This is a genomic window from Kribbella sp. NPDC058245, from assembly GCF_042882005.1.
GTDB lineage: Bacteria > Actinomycetota > Actinomycetes > Propionibacteriales > Kribbellaceae > Kribbella.
This window is the reverse complement of the sequence record NZ_JBHVWY010000015.1, coordinates 154,678-173,302: the sequence shown is the minus strand read 5'-3', so window position 1 is coordinate 173,302 and position 18,625 is coordinate 154,678. Positions and strand designations below refer to the sequence as shown.

Below are 18,625 nucleotides of genomic sequence, written 5' to 3'. Positions count from 1 at the left end.
ATCCGACCCGATCACTAACCGCTGGCTACTCGGCTGCCCCCGCGAAGCCGATCCGGCGGAAGCCGACGCGCTCGTAGACGGCCGCGACTGCGTCACTCTCAGCTGAGAGCAGCATCAGCTCCACGCCGTTGTCGAAGGCGTGCTCGACGAGTGCTGAGGTCACTGCGGCCGCCAGCCCGCGGCGGCGCATCGAGGGCAGCGTGGCGACGCCGACGATCTCCGAGGCCGTCCCGACCGGTTGGTGCTGGCCGCTGGCGACCATTCCCTCGTCGGTGAACGCTCCGGCCGACACTGTCACCCCGCGGCGCAGCCGATCGGAAAGGCCCTCGATGAACTCGTCCGTCAGCTCGGCGGCTGCGGCGTCCCGTTCGGCCGGGCCGCCACTGCCGACTGCAGTCCCGCCGTCGCTGAAGGCCACGTTCTGCAAGCCTCGTCCCTCCCGGATGACCGCGGGCTCCACGGGCAGGATCTCGACCCGGGCGTCTGCCGTCGCAGGCTTGAAGTCCGACTTCTCCATCACCAGCAGTGGATGCTCGATCACCGTCAGGCCCGCCTTGGTCGCTGCCGGTCCCAGCGACGGGCAGGCCTCGACAACCCACTCGAAACTCAGCGGCAGCTCCAGCTCCGCGCACCGTGCCCGCACTGCCTCGATGTCGGCCGACTCCACCGTCACACCGGGCCGGGGACGCGCGTAGTACGGCCAGACCGTCGTACTGCGGAACAACGTGAACGGACCGATCTCTTCGGTCTCGGCGTTGGACAGCGGGACCGAGTGCAGGTACTCGTCGACTCTGGTGATCATGGCCACGCAGTGAATCACCAGACCGAGGTCAGCGCTACGGATTTCGTCCTCCGGTGAAACATGTCGAGTTCTGCCGGACAGCTCCGACGTAGGAGTGTGAGATCACTTTCCGGGAGGACTTCGATGGAGCATGTGACGTCTGCCGACGGTACGACGATTGCCTACGAGCGGATGGGCAGCGGACGACCGATCGTCCTCGTGCCCGGCGCACTCTGCGATCGGAACCAGCCGACGCTGGTGCTGGCCGGCACCGCCTCACCGCCGTTCATGGTCGACGCCGGCTACCGGGTCGTCAAGGAGCTCCGGGCGGCCGCGCTGATCGAACTCGCCGACCAGAACCACGTCGTACCGCCGGAGTTCCTCGCACCCGTGCTGCGGACGTTCCTGCGCGGGCAGGACGTCAGTCGACGATGATCTCGATGGAGACCTTGTTCGGGTAGAACGCCACGTACTCACGGATGTCGGCGACCGCGTCGTACGGCTGCTCGTAGGTCCACACCGCGTTCACGCCGTCCTCGCCCGCGGGCAGGATGCTGTAGTACGACGCGTCGCCCTTGTAGGGGCAGTACGTCGTGTGCTCGGTGCGCTCCAGCAGGCTGAAGTCGACGTCGTCGCGGGGAAGGTACTGCGCCGCCGGGTATGTCGACTCCTGCAGCGACAGCGCTTCCCGGCTGTCCGCCAGCACCTGGTCGCCGAGCTTCACCACCACTCGGTCCGGGTTCTTCGCGATGGTGATCGGGTGGTCCGGACCTGGGATCTTGCGCGTCTTCTCAGCCATGACCTGTGACAACCGACCGCCCCGCACCGGCATTCCCGCAATCGGCGATGCTGGGGAGATGGAATTGCGGCAGCTCGAGTACTTCGTGGCTCTGGCAGAGACACTGCACTTCGGCCGGGCCGCGGAGCACCTCGGGATCGGCCAGCCCGGACTCAGCCAGCAGATCGCCCGCCTGGAGCGGGAGCTCGGTGTGCTGCTGGTCGACCGGTCAGCTCGGGCCATCCGGCTCACCGAGGCCGGTCAGCGCTTCCTGCCCGCAGCCCGGTCCGTACTGGTCGCCGTCGACGACGCCCGGGCCGCTGCGGTCGGTGAGCCGGCCGGCGCGCTCCGGCTCGGTACCAGTACCGGTCTGGGCGAGCGCCTGGAGACGGTAGTCGCCAGACTCGGCGAGGACGGCGTACCGACCGAGCTGATCAGTACGTCGACGCGTGCCCGGCTGGACCGGGTTCGGAGCGGCCAACTGGACGCCGCGTTCGTCCGGGGAGTCGACGAGGTGGCCGGCCTGGAGCTGATTCCGGTGTGGGAGGACGCGCTGCTCGTGGCGATGCCTGCGACGATCGCTCCGGCCGGACAGGTCGCGTTGCGGGACCTGAAGGGACTGCCGCTGCGAATCACCGCCCGCCGCAACAATCCACCGCTGGTGGATCTGGTGCTGTCGGCCTGTTCTGCGGAGGGTTTCGAGCCACTGCTCGGTCCCACGTCGAGCAGCCTGCAGGACACCCACGCGGCGATCGGGGCCGGTGCTCCAGGCTGGACGGTGATCTATGAGTCGCATGCGCACCTGCTGCGCGAAGGACGCGTCGTCTACCGGCATCCGGAGCCACGGCTCGCGCTGACGACCAGCCTGGCCGTTCCGGCCGGCGCCCGGATCGGTGGTCGCCTCGCGATGCTGCTGGCAGCGTGCCGGGCAGCGTCCGATCAGTTCGAGTGATCGCTGCGCATCGGATCTGTGTCTCGTTCCCAGCGCCGGCCACGGCTGGAATGGAGACACCGAACAGAACCAGGAAAGGAAGATCCGATGCCGATCGTCACCGTCCTCCAGGGGCCGCGCAGCACCGAGCTGAAGCGTGCACTGGTCCAGGACATCACCAACGCCTTCGTCGACACCCTCGGTGTCCCGGCCGACAGCGTGCAGGTGTGGATTCAGGAGACCGCGCCGGAGAGCTGGTCCGTAGCGGGCAAGCTCCGCGCCGACGGCTGACCAGCCGGTCGTGGTGCTCGGTCAGGCGGTCTGCTCGAGCTCCACGACCAGGCAGGGGCCGCCGTCGAAGGCTCCGCCGTCGATACCGAGCACCAGGCCGTCGGCGTACAGGTGGGGGCCGGTGAGGAACTCGGGGGAGATGTGCAGCATGTCGGCCACGATGCTGTGCCCGTGGACGATCCGGCGGCCGCCGAGGGCCTGGAGCATGATGCGGGCCACCTCCGGACCGCTCACGCCGCGGAACGCGTAGCGCGACGTCATCCGGCGCCAGATCTCCCACCAGACCACGATGTCGTCGGTGTGCAGGTCGGTGCGGGCCCGGGTGTTGATCTGGTCGAGGGTGTCGCCCCACTCGACGTACTCCGCGGTGTCGGAGTGCATCAGCAGGTGGTCGGCGTCCAGGCCGAGCAGGGGCTGCTCGAGCAGCCAGGCGGCGTCGTCGTCGGTGAGCAGCTCCTGGTCACGGTCCTGGCCGCCGTTCAGGGCCCAGGAGCGCTCGAAGCTGCGGCTGGTGATGCCGTCGTGCGGGACGAAGGTGTCACCGAACTTGCGCATCCCCAGCGCGAGGATCTCGTGGTTGCCGAGCAGCACGTTGACCGCGCCGGCCGGCGCCTGCTCGACCAGACCGCGCACGAAGCGCAGCGCGCCGATCCCGTCCGGGCCGCGGTCGAAGAAGTCACCGAGCACCCAGAGCCGGGCGTCCGTACCGGACCAGTTGCCCTCAGCATCGGTCAGGCCCGCCGCCAGCAACGACGCCTGCAGCTTGTCCGGGTGCCCGTGGATGTCGCTGACGGCGAAGACGCGCGTCATGTCAGCCCCGAACGGTCAGCACAATCAGTACGACGTTCAGCGCGGTCACGGCGGTGGCTACCAGGCATGCCGCGAGAGTAGTCGCTTTGCGGTTGACAAGGCTGCCCATGACGCGCCGGGAAGCGGTCAACCGGACCAGTGGCCAGAGGGCGCACGGGATGCCGAAGCTCAGCACGACCTGTGACACCACCAGCGCCCGGCTGGGGTCGATGCCGATGGCCAGGATGGCCAGAGCCGGGATGAGCGTGATGAGGCGGCGCAGCGACAGCGAGACCTTGCGCTTCCAGAAGCCGTCCAGGATGACCGAGCCGGCGTAGGTGCCGACCGACGAGGAGGCGAAGCCGCTAGCCAGCAGGGCCAGGGCGAACAGCAGTGCGGAGAAGTGGCCGAGCCGGTCACCGATTGCCACGTGAGCAGCGTCCAGGGAGTCGGCACCGGACCCGTTGAGGGCAGCGGCGGCCAGGACGACCATGGCCAGGTTGACTGCGCCGGCCAGCGCCATAGCGATGGCCACGTCGGTGCGGGTGGCGCGCAGCACCCGCTGCTTGCCCGCAGTAGAGCGAATCGACTTCCAGTGCCGGTCCGTGACCAGGGCGCCGTGCAGCCAGATCGCATGCGGCATGACGGTGGCGCCGAGCATGCCGGCCGCCAGCACCAGCGACTGCGTGCCGTCCAGCCGCGGGACCATGCCGCCGAGCACACCGGCCGCTGACGGCTCGGACTTGATCGTGGAGACCACGAAACCGACCAGAACGACGGCCAGCAGCCCGATGATCGCGGCCTCGAACGGCCGCTGCCCGCGCTTGGACTGGTAGATCAGCAACCCGAACGAGACCACACCGGTGATCACACCGCCCAGCAGCAACGGAATGCCGAAGAGCAGGTTCAGTGCGATCGCACCGCCGACCACCTCTGCCAGGTCGGTCGCGACCGCTACCAGCTCGGCCTGCGCCCACAGCCCGGTCGACGTGGACCGCTTGAAGTGCTCGCGGCACAACTGCGGCAGCGTCAGCCCGGTCGCGATACTCGCCTTTGCCGCCAGATACTGCACCAGAACGGCCATCAGGTTCGCTCCGACGACCACCCAGCACAGCAAATAGCCGTAGGTCGCACCGGCCGCGATGTTGGTCGCGAAGTTCCCCGGATCGACATACGCGACCGCCGCGACGAACGCCGGTCCGAGCAGCAAAAGCCCGGACCGGTTCAACTGCCGCCTCAGTGGCGCCGGTGCATACATGAGAGAAGTCTCTCCGACGGAGTCAACAGCGCAACCCCGGTTCCAGGTTTGAGACGCGCCTCTCAGGTGCCCTGGGTCGACGTACCGAGGACCTGGTGCACCTTGTCGGCGGCGTCCAGCGTCGGGTCCTCGATGTCGCCGGAGTCGAAGTTCATCGACAGCAGTACGTCGTCGAAGGCGGTGAAGACGAAGTGGATCTCGAGGCCCTGCAGCGGCCCGCCGGCCGCCGTGATCCGGACCGCGGTCGGCCCGGTACCGGCCTTCGGCGCCGAGACCTCGGCGACCGTCACCGGCGACGTACCGGCGCCGGAGATGGTCAGCTTGGCCTTCTTGCAGCTCGAGACGGCCGATTTCACGCTCGCGAGGTAGGCCTTGGTCGCGGCCGCGGACGGCAGTGCGTCGAGCTGTTCACCCACGAAGGGCCCCTCCTGGCCACCGGAGAACTCGCGGCTCACGGAGACCTTCGACCCGGGCGGCACGTCGTCGTTGAACAGCTTGACGAGCGGCTTGCACTTCGCATCGGACGAGGTCAGCTTGGTGCCGGCGTCGTCACCGGCGGACTCCGGGTCGATGGCGAACCCACTGGGCAGGTCTTCCAGCGCCAGCAGCGCCTTGGTCAGCGACGCCTTCGTCCGGGGTGCCGGAGCCGGTGCGGCCGGAGTGGTCGGCGCACTGGCTGTGGGCGTCGGAGTGGACGTGGCGGTCGTCGGTGCGCTGGTGGTCGGGTTCGAGGCGCCGGCAGCCGGCTTGTCGTCGCCCTGGCAGCCGACGAGGCTCAGGCCGAGGCCGACGGCCAGAACCGCAGCAGTGATGGGTCGTTGCAGTGACACGGTGCCCTCCCCGGGCATGGGACAGAGTGCCGAGACCCGGCATTTCGAGGAGGCTAGCAGCGGCAGCGCGCCCGCAGCCGGACCTTGTGCCGAACGTGACTGGACCGGAATGAAGCCTGCGTCTCAGGCCCAGGAGAAGTGCACTTCGAGGGAAACCTGGACGGAGTGGTCGCCGGGGGTGATGTTGAGGGAGGCGGCGTCGAAGGCCTTGGCCGACATGCTCAGCGCCTCCCCGCGGATGGGGGCGTGGTTGTCGGTCTCACTGATCGCTGTGACCGAGCCGAGCGAGTAGCCGGCCAGCGCGGCGAGCTCTGTGCCCTTCTCCTGCGCCTGGCGGAACGCGAGCTCCCGAGCCTGGGTCAGCAGCGCGGACTTGTCCTGTACGTCGAACTGCAGCGACTGCAGATTCAGGTTGTTCCCGGCCGCACCCACTGCCGCGTTGAGCAGCGTGCCGAAGCCAGTGAGGTCCCGGGTGGTCACGCTGAGCTGGTGCGAGCCCCGGTACGCCGCAGCGGTTCCCGGCTCGCGGTACTCCTGGTAGACGTTCACCGTCGTCGTACCGATGTCGGACGCCTCAACGCCCTGTTCGCGCAGCGCAGCAACTACTGCGTCCGTGCGCTCGGCCACCTGCGCGACCGCGGCTGCCACATCCGCCGCGACGTGCTCGACGCTCAAGGACACCCGCAGTACGTCGGGCGCCGTACTGACCTGACCTGATCCGACAACCGTTACCCCAGTTTCCATGCCAGTTAGTCTGACACCTCCTCCTAGCCACCGGAGTCTGTTCAGCTAGGCGCATGCGTAGCCGAATCGTCATTGCCGCCGCTCTCGCCGGTGTGCTGCTCACTGGTCTCACCACTGCCCAGGCCACCGGGCGGGACTCTGATGTCGCCCGCGCGTTCACTGCGACCGACCGCAGTACGGCGTGGACCCAGGTGGCGCGCATTCCACTGCGCTTCCCGACGTATCACCCGCAGGGTTTCGCTTTGGTCGGCGATCTGATCTTTCTGTCGAGTGTCGAGGTGCTGGAAGCCCCGGTGAAGTACCCACAGCCGGTGGACGGCTACGACCGCACACCGGGTCAGGGGATCGGTCACCTGTTCGTGCTGGACCGGCAGGGCAACCTGAAGAAGGACATCCGCCTCGGCGAAGGTACGGCGTACCACCCGGGCGGCATCGACTTCGACGGGCGCGATGTGTGGGTCCCGGTCGCGGAGTACCGGCCCAACTCGCGGGCGATCGTCTACACCGTCGACCCGAAGACCTACCGCGTCACCGAGCGCTTCCGCGCCAACGACCACGTCGGCGGCGTAGTCCGCGACCGCACCACTGGCCAGGTCCATGGAGTCAGCTGGGGCTCCCGCACTCTCTACAGCTGGACTCCCACCGGCCACCGCCTCGAACGTGTCGCCAACGAGAGCCACCTGCTCGACTACCAGGACTGCGACTACGCCGCCCGTGGCAAGCAGCTCTGTGGTGGTGTCACGACGCTGCCCGGCCCGAAGAGCACCTACGACCTCGGTGGCCTAGCCCTCCTCGACTTGCGTACCAACCGGATCCTGCACGAGATCCCGTTCCCCTACTTCTCGCCGACCGGCCACAACGCCACCCGCAACCCGGTGGCGCTGGAAACCACGCAGGACAAGCTCCGCCTGTTCACTGCCCCGGATGACGGCGAAGACTCCACCGGCACCGAGATCCAGATCTACGAATCCACCCTGCGCTAGCTCGGTACTACGGGCTGCGCGGTCTCCAGCAGTCGCGCAGCCCAATCGATGCTCTTGGTGGCGTCCGATGCGGAGACCGATGCTGCCTGGTACTGCGACTTGGACTTCAGCTTCAGCAGCCGTGAGAACGTCGTACTGGCGTCTCGCCCGGCAGGCCCCGCGTTTTTCAACTCGGCAATGGCCTCGGCGTGATTGTCGGCCTTGCGCGTCCTGCCGGTCAGGGCGAGGCAGATCGCGTCCTTGGAGTTTATGCCGGAGGTCACGGCGTTCGAGGCTGCGGCGTTGTACAGGGCGAGGTCGTGGGTCAGTTCGGCCGCTTCGAGGAACTCGCGGGCCTTCGCCAGATGGGCCCGGGCTTCGTCGAGAGCTGCCACTAACCGGCCTTTCGGGTGAGAGTTCGGTGGGGGGTGGTTCCGGTGATGGGGATGGCGTCGCGGCGGAGCTCGGTCGCCAGGCGCTCGCCGCGCTCGACGAGGTCGCGGATCTCGTGGGCGCTGTACTCGACGACTTCGCAGGAGTTGCCGGCCCACGTGCTTGCATGGGCCGCCAGGGTGTCGAGCTGCTCGAGCCAGCGGGGATCCGAATCGTTGACGTGGTCAGGCCGGACGATCAGTAGGTCGAGATCGCTGTCGACGCCTCCGTCCGACCGCGCGCTCGAGCCGAAGAGCCACACCGCTTGGGCCGGCAGTTGCCACGTCTTCACCTCGGCCCGAATGCGGTCGAGCAGGATCTCGCGGAGGCGCGCCAGCTGATCGATCGCCGAGTAGGCGACATGCTCGCGATTCAGTGTGTACAGCCGCGCACGGCCGGCTGGCTCGGCGGTGACGACGCCACTCTTGACGAGATCGTCGAGGACCTTCTGTACGCCGCTGGCGCTGCCGGGTGTGTGGAGCAGACCGGCCACGGCTCTCCCGGTGAGTGCGCGATCGGTCCGCGCCAGCACGCCGAGCACTCGGCCGTGCAACCCGGGAATCACGGTCGATACCGGATCGGAGAATCGCATCCGTCACCACCTCCAATTGCCCACTATAACAGGCATATGCCCACTTTTGAGGGCATCGATCAGCTGGCCCTGGGGATGATGCGGGCTGGGATGTTGTGCAGGTGGCACAGGGAGAGCAGTGCGGTGCCGTCGATGAGCTGGAGCGGTTTGCCGGTGGCGAACTGGTAGCTGGTCGGTCCGAAGCCGCTGGTGGTGATGAGAATGCCTTTGGTGGCACCCGCGTCGAGCACGGTGCCGAAGAGGTCGCGGACGGCGGACGGCGGGACCGTGCGGGTCCAGAGCTTGGCCTGGACGACGAACTTGCCGCCAGTGATCGGGCGCGGGTCGTAAGCGACGCAGTCGATGCCACCATCTGTGCCCAGCCGGAAGAGACGGGTCTCAAGACCCATGCGGGTCAAGAGATTCTGGACCAGGTGCTCGAAGGACTCCGGGCTCAGATCCAGCAAGTTGGGCCGGCTGTCGATCTCACTCAGGACGTCGATCGGCTCAACCGTGCGCGGATCGGCCAGGTCGAAGTCCAGGACCGGCTCGACCGGCTGCAACTCCTCTGGATGCCGGGAGACCTCAGCGGCGAAGTAGTGACGCACACAGGCGACCGGGTCGAGCTGGTCGAGCACTAGCGCCCGGAACTGCTCACGCGTTGCCCGCAAGGTGATCAGGCACGGTCGCACGGTCTGGCCGGTCGGTAGGTCCACCGACTCGACCATGCCGTTGAACACGACGGTGTCGACCACGCCGTACCGGTCGCTGCCGAAGACGAGGTGCAGTGCGCGCAGTGCGAGCTGGGCAACGAGTTGCTGGTACAACAGCCGCACCTCCTTCTCCGGCCGTGGCTCTGCAACCACTGCGTCGGCCACGCGGTCATACCGGTACGACGCCTCAGCCGGTACGACGCTCATGTCCGGCAGGTCCCATTCGATGGCCAGCAACGTGGATTCGGGTACGTAGCCGACCCGGCGACGACGGGGAAACTCAGCTGGTTCGGTCACTCGCTCCAGCGCCTTGGTGAAGTACCGCGTGACCGCAGCGCGGTCATGGTTCTCCACTGCACGCTGGTATGCGTCGACCCGGGCGTGCTGCTCCGCGGTCGCCTCGTCCAGCCGGCGCTGCAGCTCGACCTGCTCACGCACAGCGCGAGCTACGCGGTCGCGGCGGTTCTCCTCGGCGGCCCGGTGCCGCTCGATCGCTTCCGCGAACCTGTCCTCGGCTGCGGCCAGCCGGCGCGCGTAGCGGCGTTCGGCTCCCCACCAGCGGAACCGTCCCGGCGACTGGGGCAGGAACGCGTCCCAGACCGGTCCGGGACGCGCTGTCAGGTCGGCTGCCGGTACGGCGGGTGGCGCCCGGCGGGGCGCCCGTTTCAGGGTCTGCAGGTCGGTGCCGTGCACATCGATCGCGAGTGCATCGGCCAGGATGTTGCCCAGGTCCCGGACATGGTCGGTTACCGCAGCGGTACGTTGTGCCGCCTCGGCGGTACGTCCGGGCGGACGGTCGCTGCGGTGACCTTCGGCGGATCGGCCCATCGCCTCACACCTCTCCCGTCCACTGTAACGGTCCAATGACACAGCGCGACCGTTGTGACGGAGAGTTGGCAAGGACATTGCTTGCCGTCCACCCCCTGTTTCCTGCCGCACGTGCGGTTGCACAGGCATCTGACCCGGGTCACGATGACAGGCATGAGCCTGCCTTCGTATGCCTCCGGGATCTCCGACGTGCCGTTGCTGGGCGAGACGATCGGCGCCAACCTCAGACGGACGGTTGCCCGGTACGGCGACCGCGAGGCGCTCGTGGAGGTCCAGACCGGCCGACGCTGGACGTACGCCGAGCTGGGCGCCGAGGTGGACCGAGTGGCGAAAGGCCTGCTGGCACGGGGGATCGCGAAGGGCGACCGGGTCGGCATCTGGGCTCCGAACTGCGCCGAGTGGACCATCACGCAGTACGCGACCGCCACGATGGGTGCGATCCTGGTGAACATCAATCCGGCGTACCGGACCCACGAACTGGCCTATGCGCTCAACCAGTCCGGTGTGCGGCTGCTGATCTCCGCCACCGAGTTCAAGACCAGCAACTATCGAGCCATGGTCGACGAGGTGCGCCCGAACTGCGCAGCGCTCGAGGAGACCGTCTACATCGGCACAGGTGACTGGGACAGCCTGCGCGACGCAGCCGACCGGGTGACCGACGAAGAGCTGCAGCAGCGCACCGAAGAGCTGTCCTTCGACGACCCGATCAACATCCAGTACACGAGCGGCACCACAGGCTTTCCGAAGGGTGCAACGCTCAGCCACCACAACATCCTCAACAACGGCTTCTTCGTCACCGAGACGATTGCCTTCACCGCAGAGGACCGGCTGTGCATCCCCGTGCCCTTCTACCACTGCTTCGGCATGGTGATGGCCAACCTCGGCTGTACGACGCACGGTGCGTGCATGGTGATCCCCGGACCGGCGTTCGACCCGGCCGCCACTCTCCAGGCGGTTCAAGACGAGCGCTGCACCGGTCTGTACGGCGTACCGACGATGTTCATCGCCGAACTGGGGCTGCCGAACTTCGAGGACTACGACCTGTCCACGCTGCGCACTGGGGTGATGGCCGGATCGCCATGCCCAGTTGAGGTGATGAAGCGGTGCGTTGCCGACATGCACATGGCTGAGGTCGCCATCTGCTACGGCATGACCGAAACGTCGCCCGTGTCCACGCAGACGCGGCGTGACGACGACCTGGACCGCCGTACGTCGACTGTCGGTCGCGTGATGCCACATGTCGAGGTGAAGCTTGTGGACCCGGCCACTGGTCTGGTGGTCGAGCGCGGTGAGCCCGGCGAGCTGTGCACCCGCGGGTACTCCGTCATGCTCGGCTACTGGGACGAGCCGGCGAAGACGGCCGAAGCGATCGACCAGGCCCGCTGGATGCACACGGGTGACCTGGCAACGATGCGCGAGGACGGCTACGTCAACATCGTCGGCCGGATCAAGGACCTCGTCATCCGCGGCGGCGAGAACGTGTACCCGCGTGAGGTTGAGGAGTTCCTCTACACGCATCCCTCGATCGCCGACGTCCAGGTGATCGGCGTACCGGACGAGAAGTACGGCGAGGAGCTCTGCGCCTGGATCAAGCTCAAGGACGGCGCCGAACCGCTCGACGCCGATGCGGTCCGCGAGTTCGCCAGCGGCAAGCTGGCCCGCTTCAAGATCCCCAAGTACGTGCTGCTTGTCGACGACTTCCCGATGACCGTCACCGGGAAGATCCGCAAGGTCGAGATGCGCGAGAAGTCGGTCGGCCTGCTCGGACTGTCGTGACGACTGCGCCGACCGCGAAGGCGACGCCGAGGATGCAGACGCCGGTCCAGCCGGCGCGGGCGTAGAGCCAGGTCGACGCGATTGCGCCGAGGCCGCTGCCGAGGGAGTAGAAGACCATGTAGCCGCCGATCAGGCGGCTGCCCGCGTCCGGGCGGAGCGGGTAGATCCGGCTCTGGTTGGTGACGTGGATCGCCTGGACGGCGAGGTCCAGTACGACGGCGCCGATCGCCAGCGCCACCAGGGATCTGGGCGTCCACGCGATGACGAGCCAACTCGTTGCCAACAGCATCGAAGCGGTCAGTGTCACCAGCTGTCCGTGGCCGCGGTCGGCGAGTCGTCCGGCCGGGCCGGCGGCGAGCGCGCCGGCCGCGCCGATCAGGCCGAAGGCGCCGATCTCCGTGTGGGACAGGCCTTCCGCGGTCAACGGGAGGGCCATGGAACTCCACAGTGTGCTGAACGACGCGAAGCTGAAGAAGGCTCGCGTAGCGCTGTTACGGAACAACGATTCAGTACGCCATAGATCGATCATCGAGCGGAGCAGAGCGCCGTACCCGAGGTTGGTCTTCGGTTGGGGCGGCGAGCGGAAGAGGGTCGTGGCGATCAGTAGCGACAATCCGCAGGCGACGAGGTAGACAGTGCGCCAGCCGGCGAGATCAGTCAGTACGCCGGACGCCGTGCGCGCGAGGAGGATACCGAGGACAACGCCGGTGGTGATCGTGCCGACGGTGCGGCCGCGCTCGGCGGGGGCGCTGAGGGAAGCACCGAAGGCGACCAGGGACTGGGTGACCACGGCGAGCGTGCCGACGGCGGCCAGGCCGATCAGCAGCATGGCGGCGTTGCGGGCGACGCCGACCAGCAAGAGGGCGGCGGCGAGGAGCACCAACTGCCAACGGATGAGCCGGCGGCGGTCGAGCCGATCACCCAACGGGACAAGGAAGAACAGGCCGAGCGCGTAGCCGGCCTGGGTCACGGTGACGAACAACCCGACCGTGGCCGGCGCGAGACCGAGGTCGACGCCCATGGTGACGAGGAGCGGTTGCGCGAAGTAGATCGTGGCGACCGAGATCCCGGCCGCGACGGCGAGGAACAGCCGGTGGCGGGCGCCGGCCCGGCGCGGAGCAGGTCGTGACGGTTGCATGTTGCTACCGTAGAGCTAGGTGGTAGCATCTTGCAACCAAGGAGGTGGAGATGGTCAAGCGGACGCGGTTCGACGGCGAGGACTGCCCGGTCGCGCGCTCGGTGGACGCGGTCGGCGACTGGTGGTCGCTGCTGATCGTGCGGGACGCGTTCGACGGCAGTCGCCGGTTCGGTGAGTTCCAGCGCAGCCTGGGGATCGCGAAGAACATTCTCAGTGCCCGGCTGAAAGGCCTTGTGGAGCAAGGGATTCTGGACAGTGACTATGCGCTGACGGAGAAGGGTGAGGCGCTGTTCCCGGTGATCGTCGCACTGCGGCAATGGGGTGAGTCCTACGCTTTCGAATCCGGCGAACCGCACTCCGAGCTCCTCGACAGCCGTCACCACAAGCCGCTCAAGGCGATCGAGATCCACGCCGCCGACGGCCGCCGGGTGACAGCCGCCGACACCGAGGTGCGAAAGCTAACGGACGGCAGCGAGCGCGGCTGAGTCCTCGTCGCCGAACACGTCTTCGAGCTTCTCGGGGGAGTAGTCGAGGTCGATGCCGGCTACGTCCGCGCCGACTGCGGACTCAATGGCGCCGAGACGACGAGTGGCCCGGTCGCCGGCGTACGTCATCAGTGCGGTCGGGTTGATCTCCGGCGGGAGCTCGGGTGAGTTGTCGAGCGCCCACTGGATCTGGACGAGTGCATGCGGCAGCAGCTCCTCCATGGTGTCGGTGACGACCTTCCAGTTCGACGCGTCGCCAGCTACGTGCCTGCGGCAAGTAAAAGTGCCCCATGCCATGTGGCGGCGCTCGTCGTCACCGATCCGGCGGATGAGCTCCTGCATGCCGGGCAGAATGCCGCGCGACGTACAGAGCAGGTTCCATGCGTGGTAACCGGTCAGTGCGAGCGTTCCCTCGACCACATGGTTGTAGGTGACAGAGGCGCGCACCTGGTTGGCCGGTGACGGGTCGTCGGCCAGTGACTTGAGTGCCACGGGCAGGGCCTCGTAGAAGATCGCCCGGTAGCCCGGATTGGTCTCGACGTACCGGTGCAGGTCTTCTGTGACACCTACTGCGTCCAGCCAGAGCCGGAAGACCGCAGTGTGCTTGGCCTCCTCGAAACAGAACTGGGTCAGGTACATCTCGTCACCGAAGCGGCCCTCTGCAGCCATGGCTTGCAGGAACGGCTGCAGGTCCTCGGTCACGGCCTCCTCGCCGGCGATGAACTGTGAGCAGAGCATGAGCGCGTTGTCCTTGTCGTTCTCGCTCATGCCCTGCCAGTCCTTGGCGTCCTGGCTGAAGTCGATGTCGCGGGGGTTCCAGAACTTGCGGTTGCCCTTGTCGAACAGTCGTAGCGGCAGTGCGTCCCAGTTGAAGCCACCAGACTTCAACGAGCTGAAACCCTGTCGGTGCAACGGATTGGTCATCACTGCCTCCTTGACTGCGCCAGGAAAGGACTGAGGACGCGAGCCAGCTGCGCAGCCACACTGTCGGGTGGGGGACCTGGCGTGACGATGTGGCTGAGGACAACGCGTAAGGCGATGTCGACGCAGCTGGTCGCGTCCTCTGGTGGCACCTCGGGCCAGTGCTCACGGACGTGGGCATCCAGCGCCTGGTGACTCACCTCCAGCAGTTGCTGCCCCCGTGTGGTCAGCAGCTGGCTGGCCTGGTCCGACCCCGGCTGTCCCAGCATCGCCTTCACCAGCGGGTTCTCCCCGGCCAGTGTGAGCGCCCGGGCGACCGCGGCCTGCAAACCGCCGATCGGGGTGGGCTGCTCGGCGAGTGCCGCGTTCACGTCCAGCAGGAACCGTTCCGTCTCACGGTTGGTGACTGCCTGCAGCAGTCCCCACTTGTCGCTGAACTCGTTGTAGACGGTCTGCCGGGAGACTCCGGTACGCCGAGCCACCTCGGCCATCCGGAGTCCGTCGTACCCGCCGGCGACGATCGCGTCGTACGCAGCATCGAGCAGCTCGTCGTGCAGCCGTCGTTTGGTGCGGTCCGCGAACGAGTCCATGCCCTCGATGGTTTACAAAAACATCGAGAGTGTCAAGAGATCGAACAAAGGCTGCTCAGTTGTCAAGGGAAGAGAAGTGTGTCGCATCGCCTGTCCGCGGCGTGCTGCGGACGCCGTCGATGCTGACCGGTACGTCGCCGGCCAGGGTGATGCGGTGCAGTCGGCGCGGCTGGTCGTCGTAGTCGGCGACTCCGTAGTGCTGGGTCGCGCGGTTGTCCCAGATCGCCAGGTCACCCGGCTGCCACTGCCAGCGGACCGTGTTGTCCAGGTTCGTGATCCGGTTCTGCAGCAGCTGGAAGAGTGCGGTCGTCTCGGCCGAGGTGAAGCCGACGAACCGCCGGACGAAATGCCCGAGCACGAGCGAACGCTCGCCGGTCTCCGGGTGGACGCGCACGACCGGGTGCTCGGTCTCGAACAGCTGTGAGGCGAACTGCTTGCGATGCGTCTCGACCTTCACGTCCACGCCGCCGATGCGGACCTCGTCCGCCGCGCCGGCATAGTCGTACACGTTGCTGTGCACCGCCCACAGCCGGTCGACCAGCGCCTGCAGCGCAGCGGGGAGTTTCGCGTACGCCGCCACTGTGTTGGCCCACGTGGTCGCGCCGCCGTACGGCGGTAGTGTCACCGCGCGCAGCAGGCTGATCGCGGGGATCCGGTCGACGAACGTGACATCGGTGTGCCAACTGTTCGCTTTGCCGTAGTCGGAGTCGATGGGCAGCACGTTCGCCGCGCCGTCGAGGCTCTTCGAGGTCGGGTGCGCGAGCGTCGGCGTACCGAGCAGGCGTGCGAAGGCGAGCTGGCCGGCGTCGTCCAGTTCGTCCTGCTCACGGAAGAAGATCACCTTGTGGTCCAGCAGGGCCTGCCGGATCGCGGCGATGGTCTCTGCGGCCAGATGTCCGCCGAGTTGGACGTTGCCGACGACGGCGCCGATCGCGCCGCCGACCTTGGTGACGGTGACGGTGGGAGCTTCGAGCTGAGCGGTCATGGTTTCCTCCAGGGGGTTAACTCCCATAATCCAACTGATTTACTGCACTTAACGGCCGTTTCGGGATGCGAGACCGGACTGTCGGAGGCAGGACGTAGGGTTGGTGTCGTGTCAACCGCCGAGATCCAGCCCGCTCCTGCGACCTTCGACGTCCCGGAGCTCGTGGTCGGGTTCGACCTGGACATGACGCTGATCGACTCGCGGCCGGGGATCCAGCTGGTCTGGGACCTGCTCGCCGCGGAGACCGGCGTCCACATCGACTCCGAGCTGGTGGTGAGCCGGCTCGGACCGCCCCTGACCTGGGAGATGTCGAACTGGTTCCCCCCGGAGCAGATCGACGCGATGGTCACGCGGTATCGCGAGCACTACCCCGATCACGCGATCACCGGGAGCCTGCCGCTGCCGGGCGTGACCGAGTCGCTGGCCGCCATCCGGGCCCTGCGGGGGCGGACGATGGTCGTGTCGGCCAAGCACACGCCCTCCGTGCGGCTGCACCTCGAGCACCTCGGGCTGGACGTCGACGAGCCGGTCGGCGACCTGCACGGAGCCGAGAAGGGAACGGCGCTCCGTGAGCATCACGCGGGCATCTACGTCGGTGACCACACGGCCGATATCGACGGCGCACATGCGGCCGGTGCGGTCGCGGTGTCGGTCGCGACCGGGCCGTTCACGGCCGACGAACTTCGCGCGTACGGCGCGGACGTCGTACTGAATGATTTGACCGAGTTCCCGGCCTGGCTCGATGCGTATGTGCTCGAGCAGCGGCTGGAAGCGCTGATGAAGCGGTTGTCGAGCTACGACAAGCTCGTCGTCGCGTTCAGCGGTGGTGCCGACTCGGCGTTCCTGCTGGCGGCCGCGGCCCGGGCGATCGGCCCGGCCAACGTGGTCGCCGCGACGGCGATCTCGCCGAGCCTCCCGGATGCGGAGCTGGAGCCGGCCGCGCGGTTCGCCGACGGACTCGGCGTCCGGCATGTCACGCCGCACACGCACGAGATGGACCGCGAGGGCTACCAGGCCAACGCGGGGGACCGCTGCTACTTCTGCAAGGCCGAGTTGGTCGAGACGCTGCAGCCGATCGCCGACGAGTTCGGGATCACTGCGATCGCGACCGGGACGAATGCGGACGACGCGATCGCCGGCTTCCGGCCGGGGATCCGGGCGGCGCATGAGCGCGGCGCGATCACCCCGCTGAAGGATGCGCGGCTGACCAAGGCGCAGATCCGGGAGGCCTCGCGGAGTTGGGGGCTGGCGACGTCGGACAAGCCGGCCGCGGCCTGCCTGTCCAGCCGGATCGCGTACGGGATCCGGATCACGCCGAACCTGCTGGCCCGGGTTGACCGGGCTGAGGAGGCAGTGCGGTCGCGACTGTCGTCGTACGGGGTGCAGAACGTGCGCGTCCGCGACCTGGGGGAGGCGGCGAGTATCGAGATCGACCACGATCTGATCGCTCGCGTCGACCACCAGGACCTGGTCGACGCGGTCATCGCCGAGGGGTTCACGGCGGCCCGGGTGGACGCGCGCGGATTCCGGTCCGGGTCGATGAACGAGCGGCTCAAGGACCCCGACAAGTACCGGTAATTTTCCGCGGGCGCTGAGCGCCTGGTTCACGTACTCTGGGTAGCCGATCGGGCCGCCCGGCCGATCCGGTTTTCCGACGAATGACACTGAAGAGGTTCCCGTGCCTGTAGGCAAGGTCAAGTGGTACGACTCCGAGAAGGGGTTCGGCTTCCTCAGCAAGGAGGAGGGCGGCGACGTGTACGTGCGCGCCGAGGCCCTGCCGGCCGGAGTGACCAACCTCAAGCCTGGCCAGAAGGTCGAGTTCGGTGTCGTCGAGGGCCGCAAGGGTGAGCAGGCGCTGCAGGTCCGGCTGATCGACCCGCCGCCGTCGGTGGCGAAGGCGATGCGGCCGAAGCCGGAGGAGATGCAGCTCGTCATCGAGGACCTGATCAAGCTCCTCGACAACCTCGGCGAGAGCTACCGCCGCGGCCGCCAGCCCGATGGCAAGGCGTCCCGCCAGGTTGCGACCGTACTGCGCGGCGTTGCCGACAAGCTGGACGTCTAGCGGTTGGTGATCCGGGCCTGGATGCCGTCGAGGATGGTCTCCAGGCCGTCGGCGAAACCGTCGGCGTCGTAGTCGACGCCGAGGTCGCGGGGCTGCTGCATGCCCGCGGCGATCGCGGGGAAGCGGTCCTCGGTCGCGAGGTAGCGCAACCGCTCGCTGAACAAGCGGCCGGCCTCGGCCGACTGTTCGGGGGACTGCGTCATTTGATGCACGCTGAGCTGGAGTGCGCCGCGGACGTAGATGTTGACCAGGAGCATCGCCGACAACCGCTCGTCGGCGGTCAGGGGTGTGTCGTGGAACGCCTGGAGCGCCGACTCCAGCCAGCCCAGCTGGTTGGGTGACAGCGGCGGCTCGGCGATCGGCACCTGCAGGATCCACGGATGCGCGCGCAGCCCGTCGCGGAACGCCTCGGCCCAGGTGATCATCCGGCTGCGCCAGTCGTCGCCGTACAGGACCGGCGCCTCGCCGAAGGCGTGCTCGAGCATGACCGTGTAGAGGTCGTCCTTGGAGTCGACGTACCGGTAGAGCGACATCGTCGTGAAGCCGAGCGCGGACGCGACCTTGCTCATCGAGACCGCCGCCAGTCCGCCGGCGTCGGCCAGCTCGACCGCGGCCGCGCCGATGTCGCTCAGCTGGAACGTCGGCTTCGGCCCCGGCCGCGCCGGTCCCTCGACGCCCCAGAGCTGCTCCAGCACCCGCGGTAGCTCCATCTGTGCACCCTCTCTCGATCCGACTGTTTACATCATAGACAGATCTCGCT

General features: G+C 67.6%; 22 protein-coding genes. 8 read left to right on the top strand and 14 right to left on the bottom strand.

Annotated elements, in window-relative coordinates:
- Nucleotides 1-25: 25 nt before the first annotated feature.
- The gene (locus tag ACFVWG_RS31100) at nucleotides 26-802 is read right to left on the bottom strand and encodes a GNAT family N-acetyltransferase (RefSeq protein ID WP_391547005.1); all 777 of its coding nucleotides are present in this window, start codon (nucleotides 800-802) and stop codon (nucleotides 26-28) included.
- 123 nt (nucleotides 803-925) lie between these two features.
- On the opposite strand from ACFVWG_RS31100, the gene ACFVWG_RS31095 reads away from it, so the two are divergent.
- A complete protein-coding gene (locus ACFVWG_RS31095) occupies nucleotides 926-1,216 on the top strand; it encodes an alpha/beta fold hydrolase (protein ID WP_391547004.1) in 291 nt (96 codons plus the stop codon).
- On the opposite strand, the gene ACFVWG_RS31090 is transcribed toward ACFVWG_RS31095, so the two are convergent.
- A complete protein-coding gene (locus ACFVWG_RS31090; protein WP_391547003.1) occupies nucleotides 1,203-1,580 on the bottom strand; it encodes a DUF427 domain-containing protein in 378 nt (125 codons plus the stop codon). The two genes, ACFVWG_RS31095 and ACFVWG_RS31090, sit on opposite strands and share 14 nt — an antisense overlap.
- A gap of 58 nt (nucleotides 1,581-1,638) precedes the next feature.
- Here ACFVWG_RS31090 and ACFVWG_RS31085 point away from each other — a divergent pair, with 58 nt between their 5' ends.
- A complete protein-coding gene (locus tag ACFVWG_RS31085; protein ID WP_391547002.1) occupies nucleotides 1,639-2,511 on the top strand; it encodes a LysR family transcriptional regulator in 873 nt (290 codons plus the stop codon).
- 87 nt (nucleotides 2,512-2,598) lie between these two features.
- Complete coding sequence (locus ACFVWG_RS31080) at nucleotides 2,599-2,781, top strand: 4-oxalocrotonate tautomerase family protein (RefSeq protein ID WP_391547001.1); 183 nt, start codon at nucleotides 2,599-2,601, stop codon at nucleotides 2,779-2,781.
- A gap of 21 nt (nucleotides 2,782-2,802) precedes the next feature.
- On the opposite strand, the gene ACFVWG_RS31075 is transcribed toward ACFVWG_RS31080, so the two are convergent.
- The 4 genes from ACFVWG_RS31075 to ACFVWG_RS31060 form a co-directional block, all read right to left on the bottom strand.
- Complete coding sequence (locus ACFVWG_RS31075) at nucleotides 2,803-3,591, bottom strand: metallophosphoesterase (protein ID WP_391547000.1); 789 nt, start codon at nucleotides 3,589-3,591, stop codon at nucleotides 2,803-2,805.
- Between the two features lies 1 nt (nucleotide 3,592).
- Nucleotides 3,593-4,828 (bottom strand): Nramp family divalent metal transporter, encoded by a 1,236-nt coding sequence (locus ACFVWG_RS31070; RefSeq protein WP_391546999.1) that lies wholly within the window; start codon nucleotides 4,826-4,828, stop codon nucleotides 3,593-3,595.
- A 62-nt stretch (nucleotides 4,829-4,890) separates the two neighbouring features.
- Entirely contained in the window at nucleotides 4,891-5,658 is a 768-nt protein-coding gene (locus ACFVWG_RS31065; RefSeq protein ID WP_391546998.1) for a hypothetical protein, read from the bottom strand.
- A 123-nt stretch (nucleotides 5,659-5,781) separates the two neighbouring features.
- The gene (locus tag ACFVWG_RS31060; RefSeq protein ID WP_391546997.1) at nucleotides 5,782-6,402 is read right to left on the bottom strand and encodes an SIMPL domain-containing protein; all 621 of its coding nucleotides are present in this window, start codon (nucleotides 6,400-6,402) and stop codon (nucleotides 5,782-5,784) included.
- Between the two features lie 53 nt (nucleotides 6,403-6,455).
- Here ACFVWG_RS31060 and ACFVWG_RS31055 point away from each other — a divergent pair, with 53 nt between their 5' ends.
- Nucleotides 6,456-7,385 (top strand): DUF6454 family protein, encoded by a 930-nt coding sequence (locus ACFVWG_RS31055; RefSeq protein WP_391546996.1) that lies wholly within the window; start codon nucleotides 6,456-6,458, stop codon nucleotides 7,383-7,385.
- Here ACFVWG_RS31055 and ACFVWG_RS31050 read toward each other — a convergent pair.
- Genes ACFVWG_RS31050 through ACFVWG_RS31040 form a run of 3 tightly spaced genes read right to left on the bottom strand, consistent with a single transcriptional unit; the run spans nucleotide 7,382 to nucleotide 9,908 of the window.
- Nucleotides 7,382-7,759 (bottom strand): HEPN domain-containing protein, encoded by a 378-nt coding sequence (locus ACFVWG_RS31050; RefSeq protein ID WP_391546995.1) that lies wholly within the window; start codon nucleotides 7,757-7,759, stop codon nucleotides 7,382-7,384. The two genes, ACFVWG_RS31055 and ACFVWG_RS31050, sit on opposite strands and share 4 nt — an antisense overlap.
- A complete protein-coding gene (locus ACFVWG_RS31045; RefSeq protein ID WP_391546994.1) occupies nucleotides 7,759-8,388 on the bottom strand; it encodes a nucleotidyltransferase domain-containing protein in 630 nt (209 codons plus the stop codon). The genes ACFVWG_RS31050 and ACFVWG_RS31045 overlap by 1 nt, the downstream gene beginning before the upstream one ends.
- A gap of 59 nt (nucleotides 8,389-8,447) precedes the next feature.
- Complete coding sequence (locus ACFVWG_RS31040) at nucleotides 8,448-9,908, bottom strand: restriction endonuclease (RefSeq protein ID WP_391546993.1); 1,461 nt, start codon at nucleotides 9,906-9,908, stop codon at nucleotides 8,448-8,450.
- Between the two features lie 153 nt (nucleotides 9,909-10,061).
- On the opposite strand from ACFVWG_RS31040, the gene ACFVWG_RS31035 reads away from it, so the two are divergent.
- Nucleotides 10,062-11,684 (top strand): AMP-binding protein, encoded by a 1,623-nt coding sequence (locus ACFVWG_RS31035; RefSeq protein ID WP_391546992.1) that lies wholly within the window; start codon nucleotides 10,062-10,064, stop codon nucleotides 11,682-11,684.
- Here ACFVWG_RS31035 and ACFVWG_RS31030 read toward each other — a convergent pair.
- The gene (locus tag ACFVWG_RS31030) at nucleotides 11,620-12,822 is read right to left on the bottom strand and encodes an MFS transporter (protein WP_391546991.1); all 1,203 of its coding nucleotides are present in this window, start codon (nucleotides 12,820-12,822) and stop codon (nucleotides 11,620-11,622) included. The two genes, ACFVWG_RS31035 and ACFVWG_RS31030, sit on opposite strands and share 65 nt — an antisense overlap.
- Before the next feature lie 50 nt (nucleotides 12,823-12,872).
- On the opposite strand from ACFVWG_RS31030, the gene ACFVWG_RS31025 reads away from it, so the two are divergent.
- A complete protein-coding gene (locus tag ACFVWG_RS31025; RefSeq protein WP_391546990.1) occupies nucleotides 12,873-13,307 on the top strand; it encodes a winged helix-turn-helix transcriptional regulator in 435 nt (144 codons plus the stop codon).
- Here ACFVWG_RS31025 and ACFVWG_RS31020 read toward each other — a convergent pair.
- From ACFVWG_RS31020 to ACFVWG_RS31010, 3 genes are read right to left on the bottom strand one after another with little or no spacing between them, the layout of a single operon-like run.
- A complete protein-coding gene (locus tag ACFVWG_RS31020; RefSeq protein WP_391546989.1) occupies nucleotides 13,281-14,231 on the bottom strand; it encodes a R2-like ligand-binding oxidase in 951 nt (316 codons plus the stop codon). The two genes, ACFVWG_RS31025 and ACFVWG_RS31020, sit on opposite strands and share 27 nt — an antisense overlap.
- A complete protein-coding gene (locus tag ACFVWG_RS31015) occupies nucleotides 14,231-14,818 on the bottom strand; it encodes a TetR/AcrR family transcriptional regulator (RefSeq protein ID WP_391546988.1) in 588 nt (195 codons plus the stop codon). Before ACFVWG_RS31015 ends, ACFVWG_RS31020 begins: the two co-directional genes overlap by 1 nt.
- 55 nt (nucleotides 14,819-14,873) lie before the next feature.
- Nucleotides 14,874-15,803, bottom strand: coding sequence for a TauD/TfdA dioxygenase family protein (locus tag ACFVWG_RS31010; RefSeq protein WP_391546987.1), 930 nt, complete (start codon nucleotides 15,801-15,803; stop codon nucleotides 14,874-14,876).
- A gap of 108 nt (nucleotides 15,804-15,911) precedes the next feature.
- Here ACFVWG_RS31010 and larE point away from each other — a divergent pair, with 108 nt between their 5' ends.
- Nucleotides 15,912-17,381: an ATP-dependent sacrificial sulfur transferase LarE gene (larE, locus tag ACFVWG_RS31005; RefSeq protein ID WP_391546986.1), complete on the top strand. Its 1,470-nt coding sequence runs from the start codon at nucleotides 15,912-15,914 to the stop codon at nucleotides 17,379-17,381.
- 100 nt (nucleotides 17,382-17,481) lie between these two features.
- On the top strand, nucleotides 17,482-17,865 hold the full coding sequence (locus ACFVWG_RS31000) for a cold-shock protein (RefSeq protein WP_363688354.1): 384 nt from the start codon (nucleotides 17,482-17,484) through the stop codon (nucleotides 17,863-17,865).
- Here ACFVWG_RS31000 and ACFVWG_RS30995 read toward each other — a convergent pair.
- Nucleotides 17,862-18,575 (bottom strand): TetR/AcrR family transcriptional regulator, encoded by a 714-nt coding sequence (locus ACFVWG_RS30995; protein WP_391546985.1) that lies wholly within the window; start codon nucleotides 18,573-18,575, stop codon nucleotides 17,862-17,864. The genes ACFVWG_RS31000 and ACFVWG_RS30995 overlap by 4 nt on opposite strands.
- Nucleotides 18,576-18,625 lie beyond the last annotated feature (50 nt).

Coding starts and splice junctions, on each gene's coding strand:
- ACFVWG_RS31030 (WP_391546991.1), bottom strand. CDS start 12,822: ATGCAACCGTCACGACCTGCTCCGCGCCGGGCCGGCGCCCGCCACCGG.
- ACFVWG_RS31010 (WP_391546987.1), bottom strand. CDS start 15,803: ATGACCGCTCAGCTCGAAGCTCCCACCGTCACCGTCACCAAGGTCGGC.
- ACFVWG_RS31090 (WP_391547003.1), bottom strand. CDS start 1,580: ATGGCTGAGAAGACGCGCAAGATCCCAGGTCCGGACCACCCGATCACC.
- ACFVWG_RS30995 (WP_391546985.1), bottom strand. CDS start 18,575: ATGGAGCTACCGCGGGTGCTGGAGCAGCTCTGGGGCGTCGAGGGACCG.
- ACFVWG_RS31035 (WP_391546992.1), top strand. CDS start 10,062: ATGAGCCTGCCTTCGTATGCCTCCGGGATCTCCGACGTGCCGTTGCTG.
- ACFVWG_RS31095 (WP_391547004.1), top strand. CDS start 926: ATGGAGCATGTGACGTCTGCCGACGGTACGACGATTGCCTACGAGCGG.
- ACFVWG_RS31085 (WP_391547002.1), top strand. CDS start 1,639: ATGGAATTGCGGCAGCTCGAGTACTTCGTGGCTCTGGCAGAGACACTG.
- ACFVWG_RS31070 (WP_391546999.1), bottom strand. CDS start 4,828: ATGTATGCACCGGCGCCACTGAGGCGGCAGTTGAACCGGTCCGGGCTT.
- ACFVWG_RS31025 (WP_391546990.1), top strand. CDS start 12,873: ATGGTCAAGCGGACGCGGTTCGACGGCGAGGACTGCCCGGTCGCGCGC.
- ACFVWG_RS31015 (WP_391546988.1), bottom strand. CDS start 14,818: ATGGACTCGTTCGCGGACCGCACCAAACGACGGCTGCACGACGAGCTG.
- ACFVWG_RS31100 (WP_391547005.1), bottom strand. CDS start 802: ATGATCACCAGAGTCGACGAGTACCTGCACTCGGTCCCGCTGTCCAAC.
- ACFVWG_RS31075 (WP_391547000.1), bottom strand. CDS start 3,591: ATGACGCGCGTCTTCGCCGTCAGCGACATCCACGGGCACCCGGACAAG.
- ACFVWG_RS31080 (WP_391547001.1), top strand. CDS start 2,599: ATGCCGATCGTCACCGTCCTCCAGGGGCCGCGCAGCACCGAGCTGAAG.
- ACFVWG_RS31045 (WP_391546994.1), bottom strand. CDS start 8,388: ATGCGATTCTCCGATCCGGTATCGACCGTGATTCCCGGGTTGCACGGC.
- ACFVWG_RS31020 (WP_391546989.1), bottom strand. CDS start 14,231: ATGACCAATCCGTTGCACCGACAGGGTTTCAGCTCGTTGAAGTCTGGT.
- ACFVWG_RS31040 (WP_391546993.1), bottom strand. CDS start 9,908: ATGGGCCGATCCGCCGAAGGTCACCGCAGCGACCGTCCGCCCGGACGT.
- ACFVWG_RS31060 (WP_391546997.1), bottom strand. CDS start 6,402: ATGGAAACTGGGGTAACGGTTGTCGGATCAGGTCAGGTCAGTACGGCG.
- ACFVWG_RS31055 (WP_391546996.1), top strand. CDS start 6,456: ATGCGTAGCCGAATCGTCATTGCCGCCGCTCTCGCCGGTGTGCTGCTC.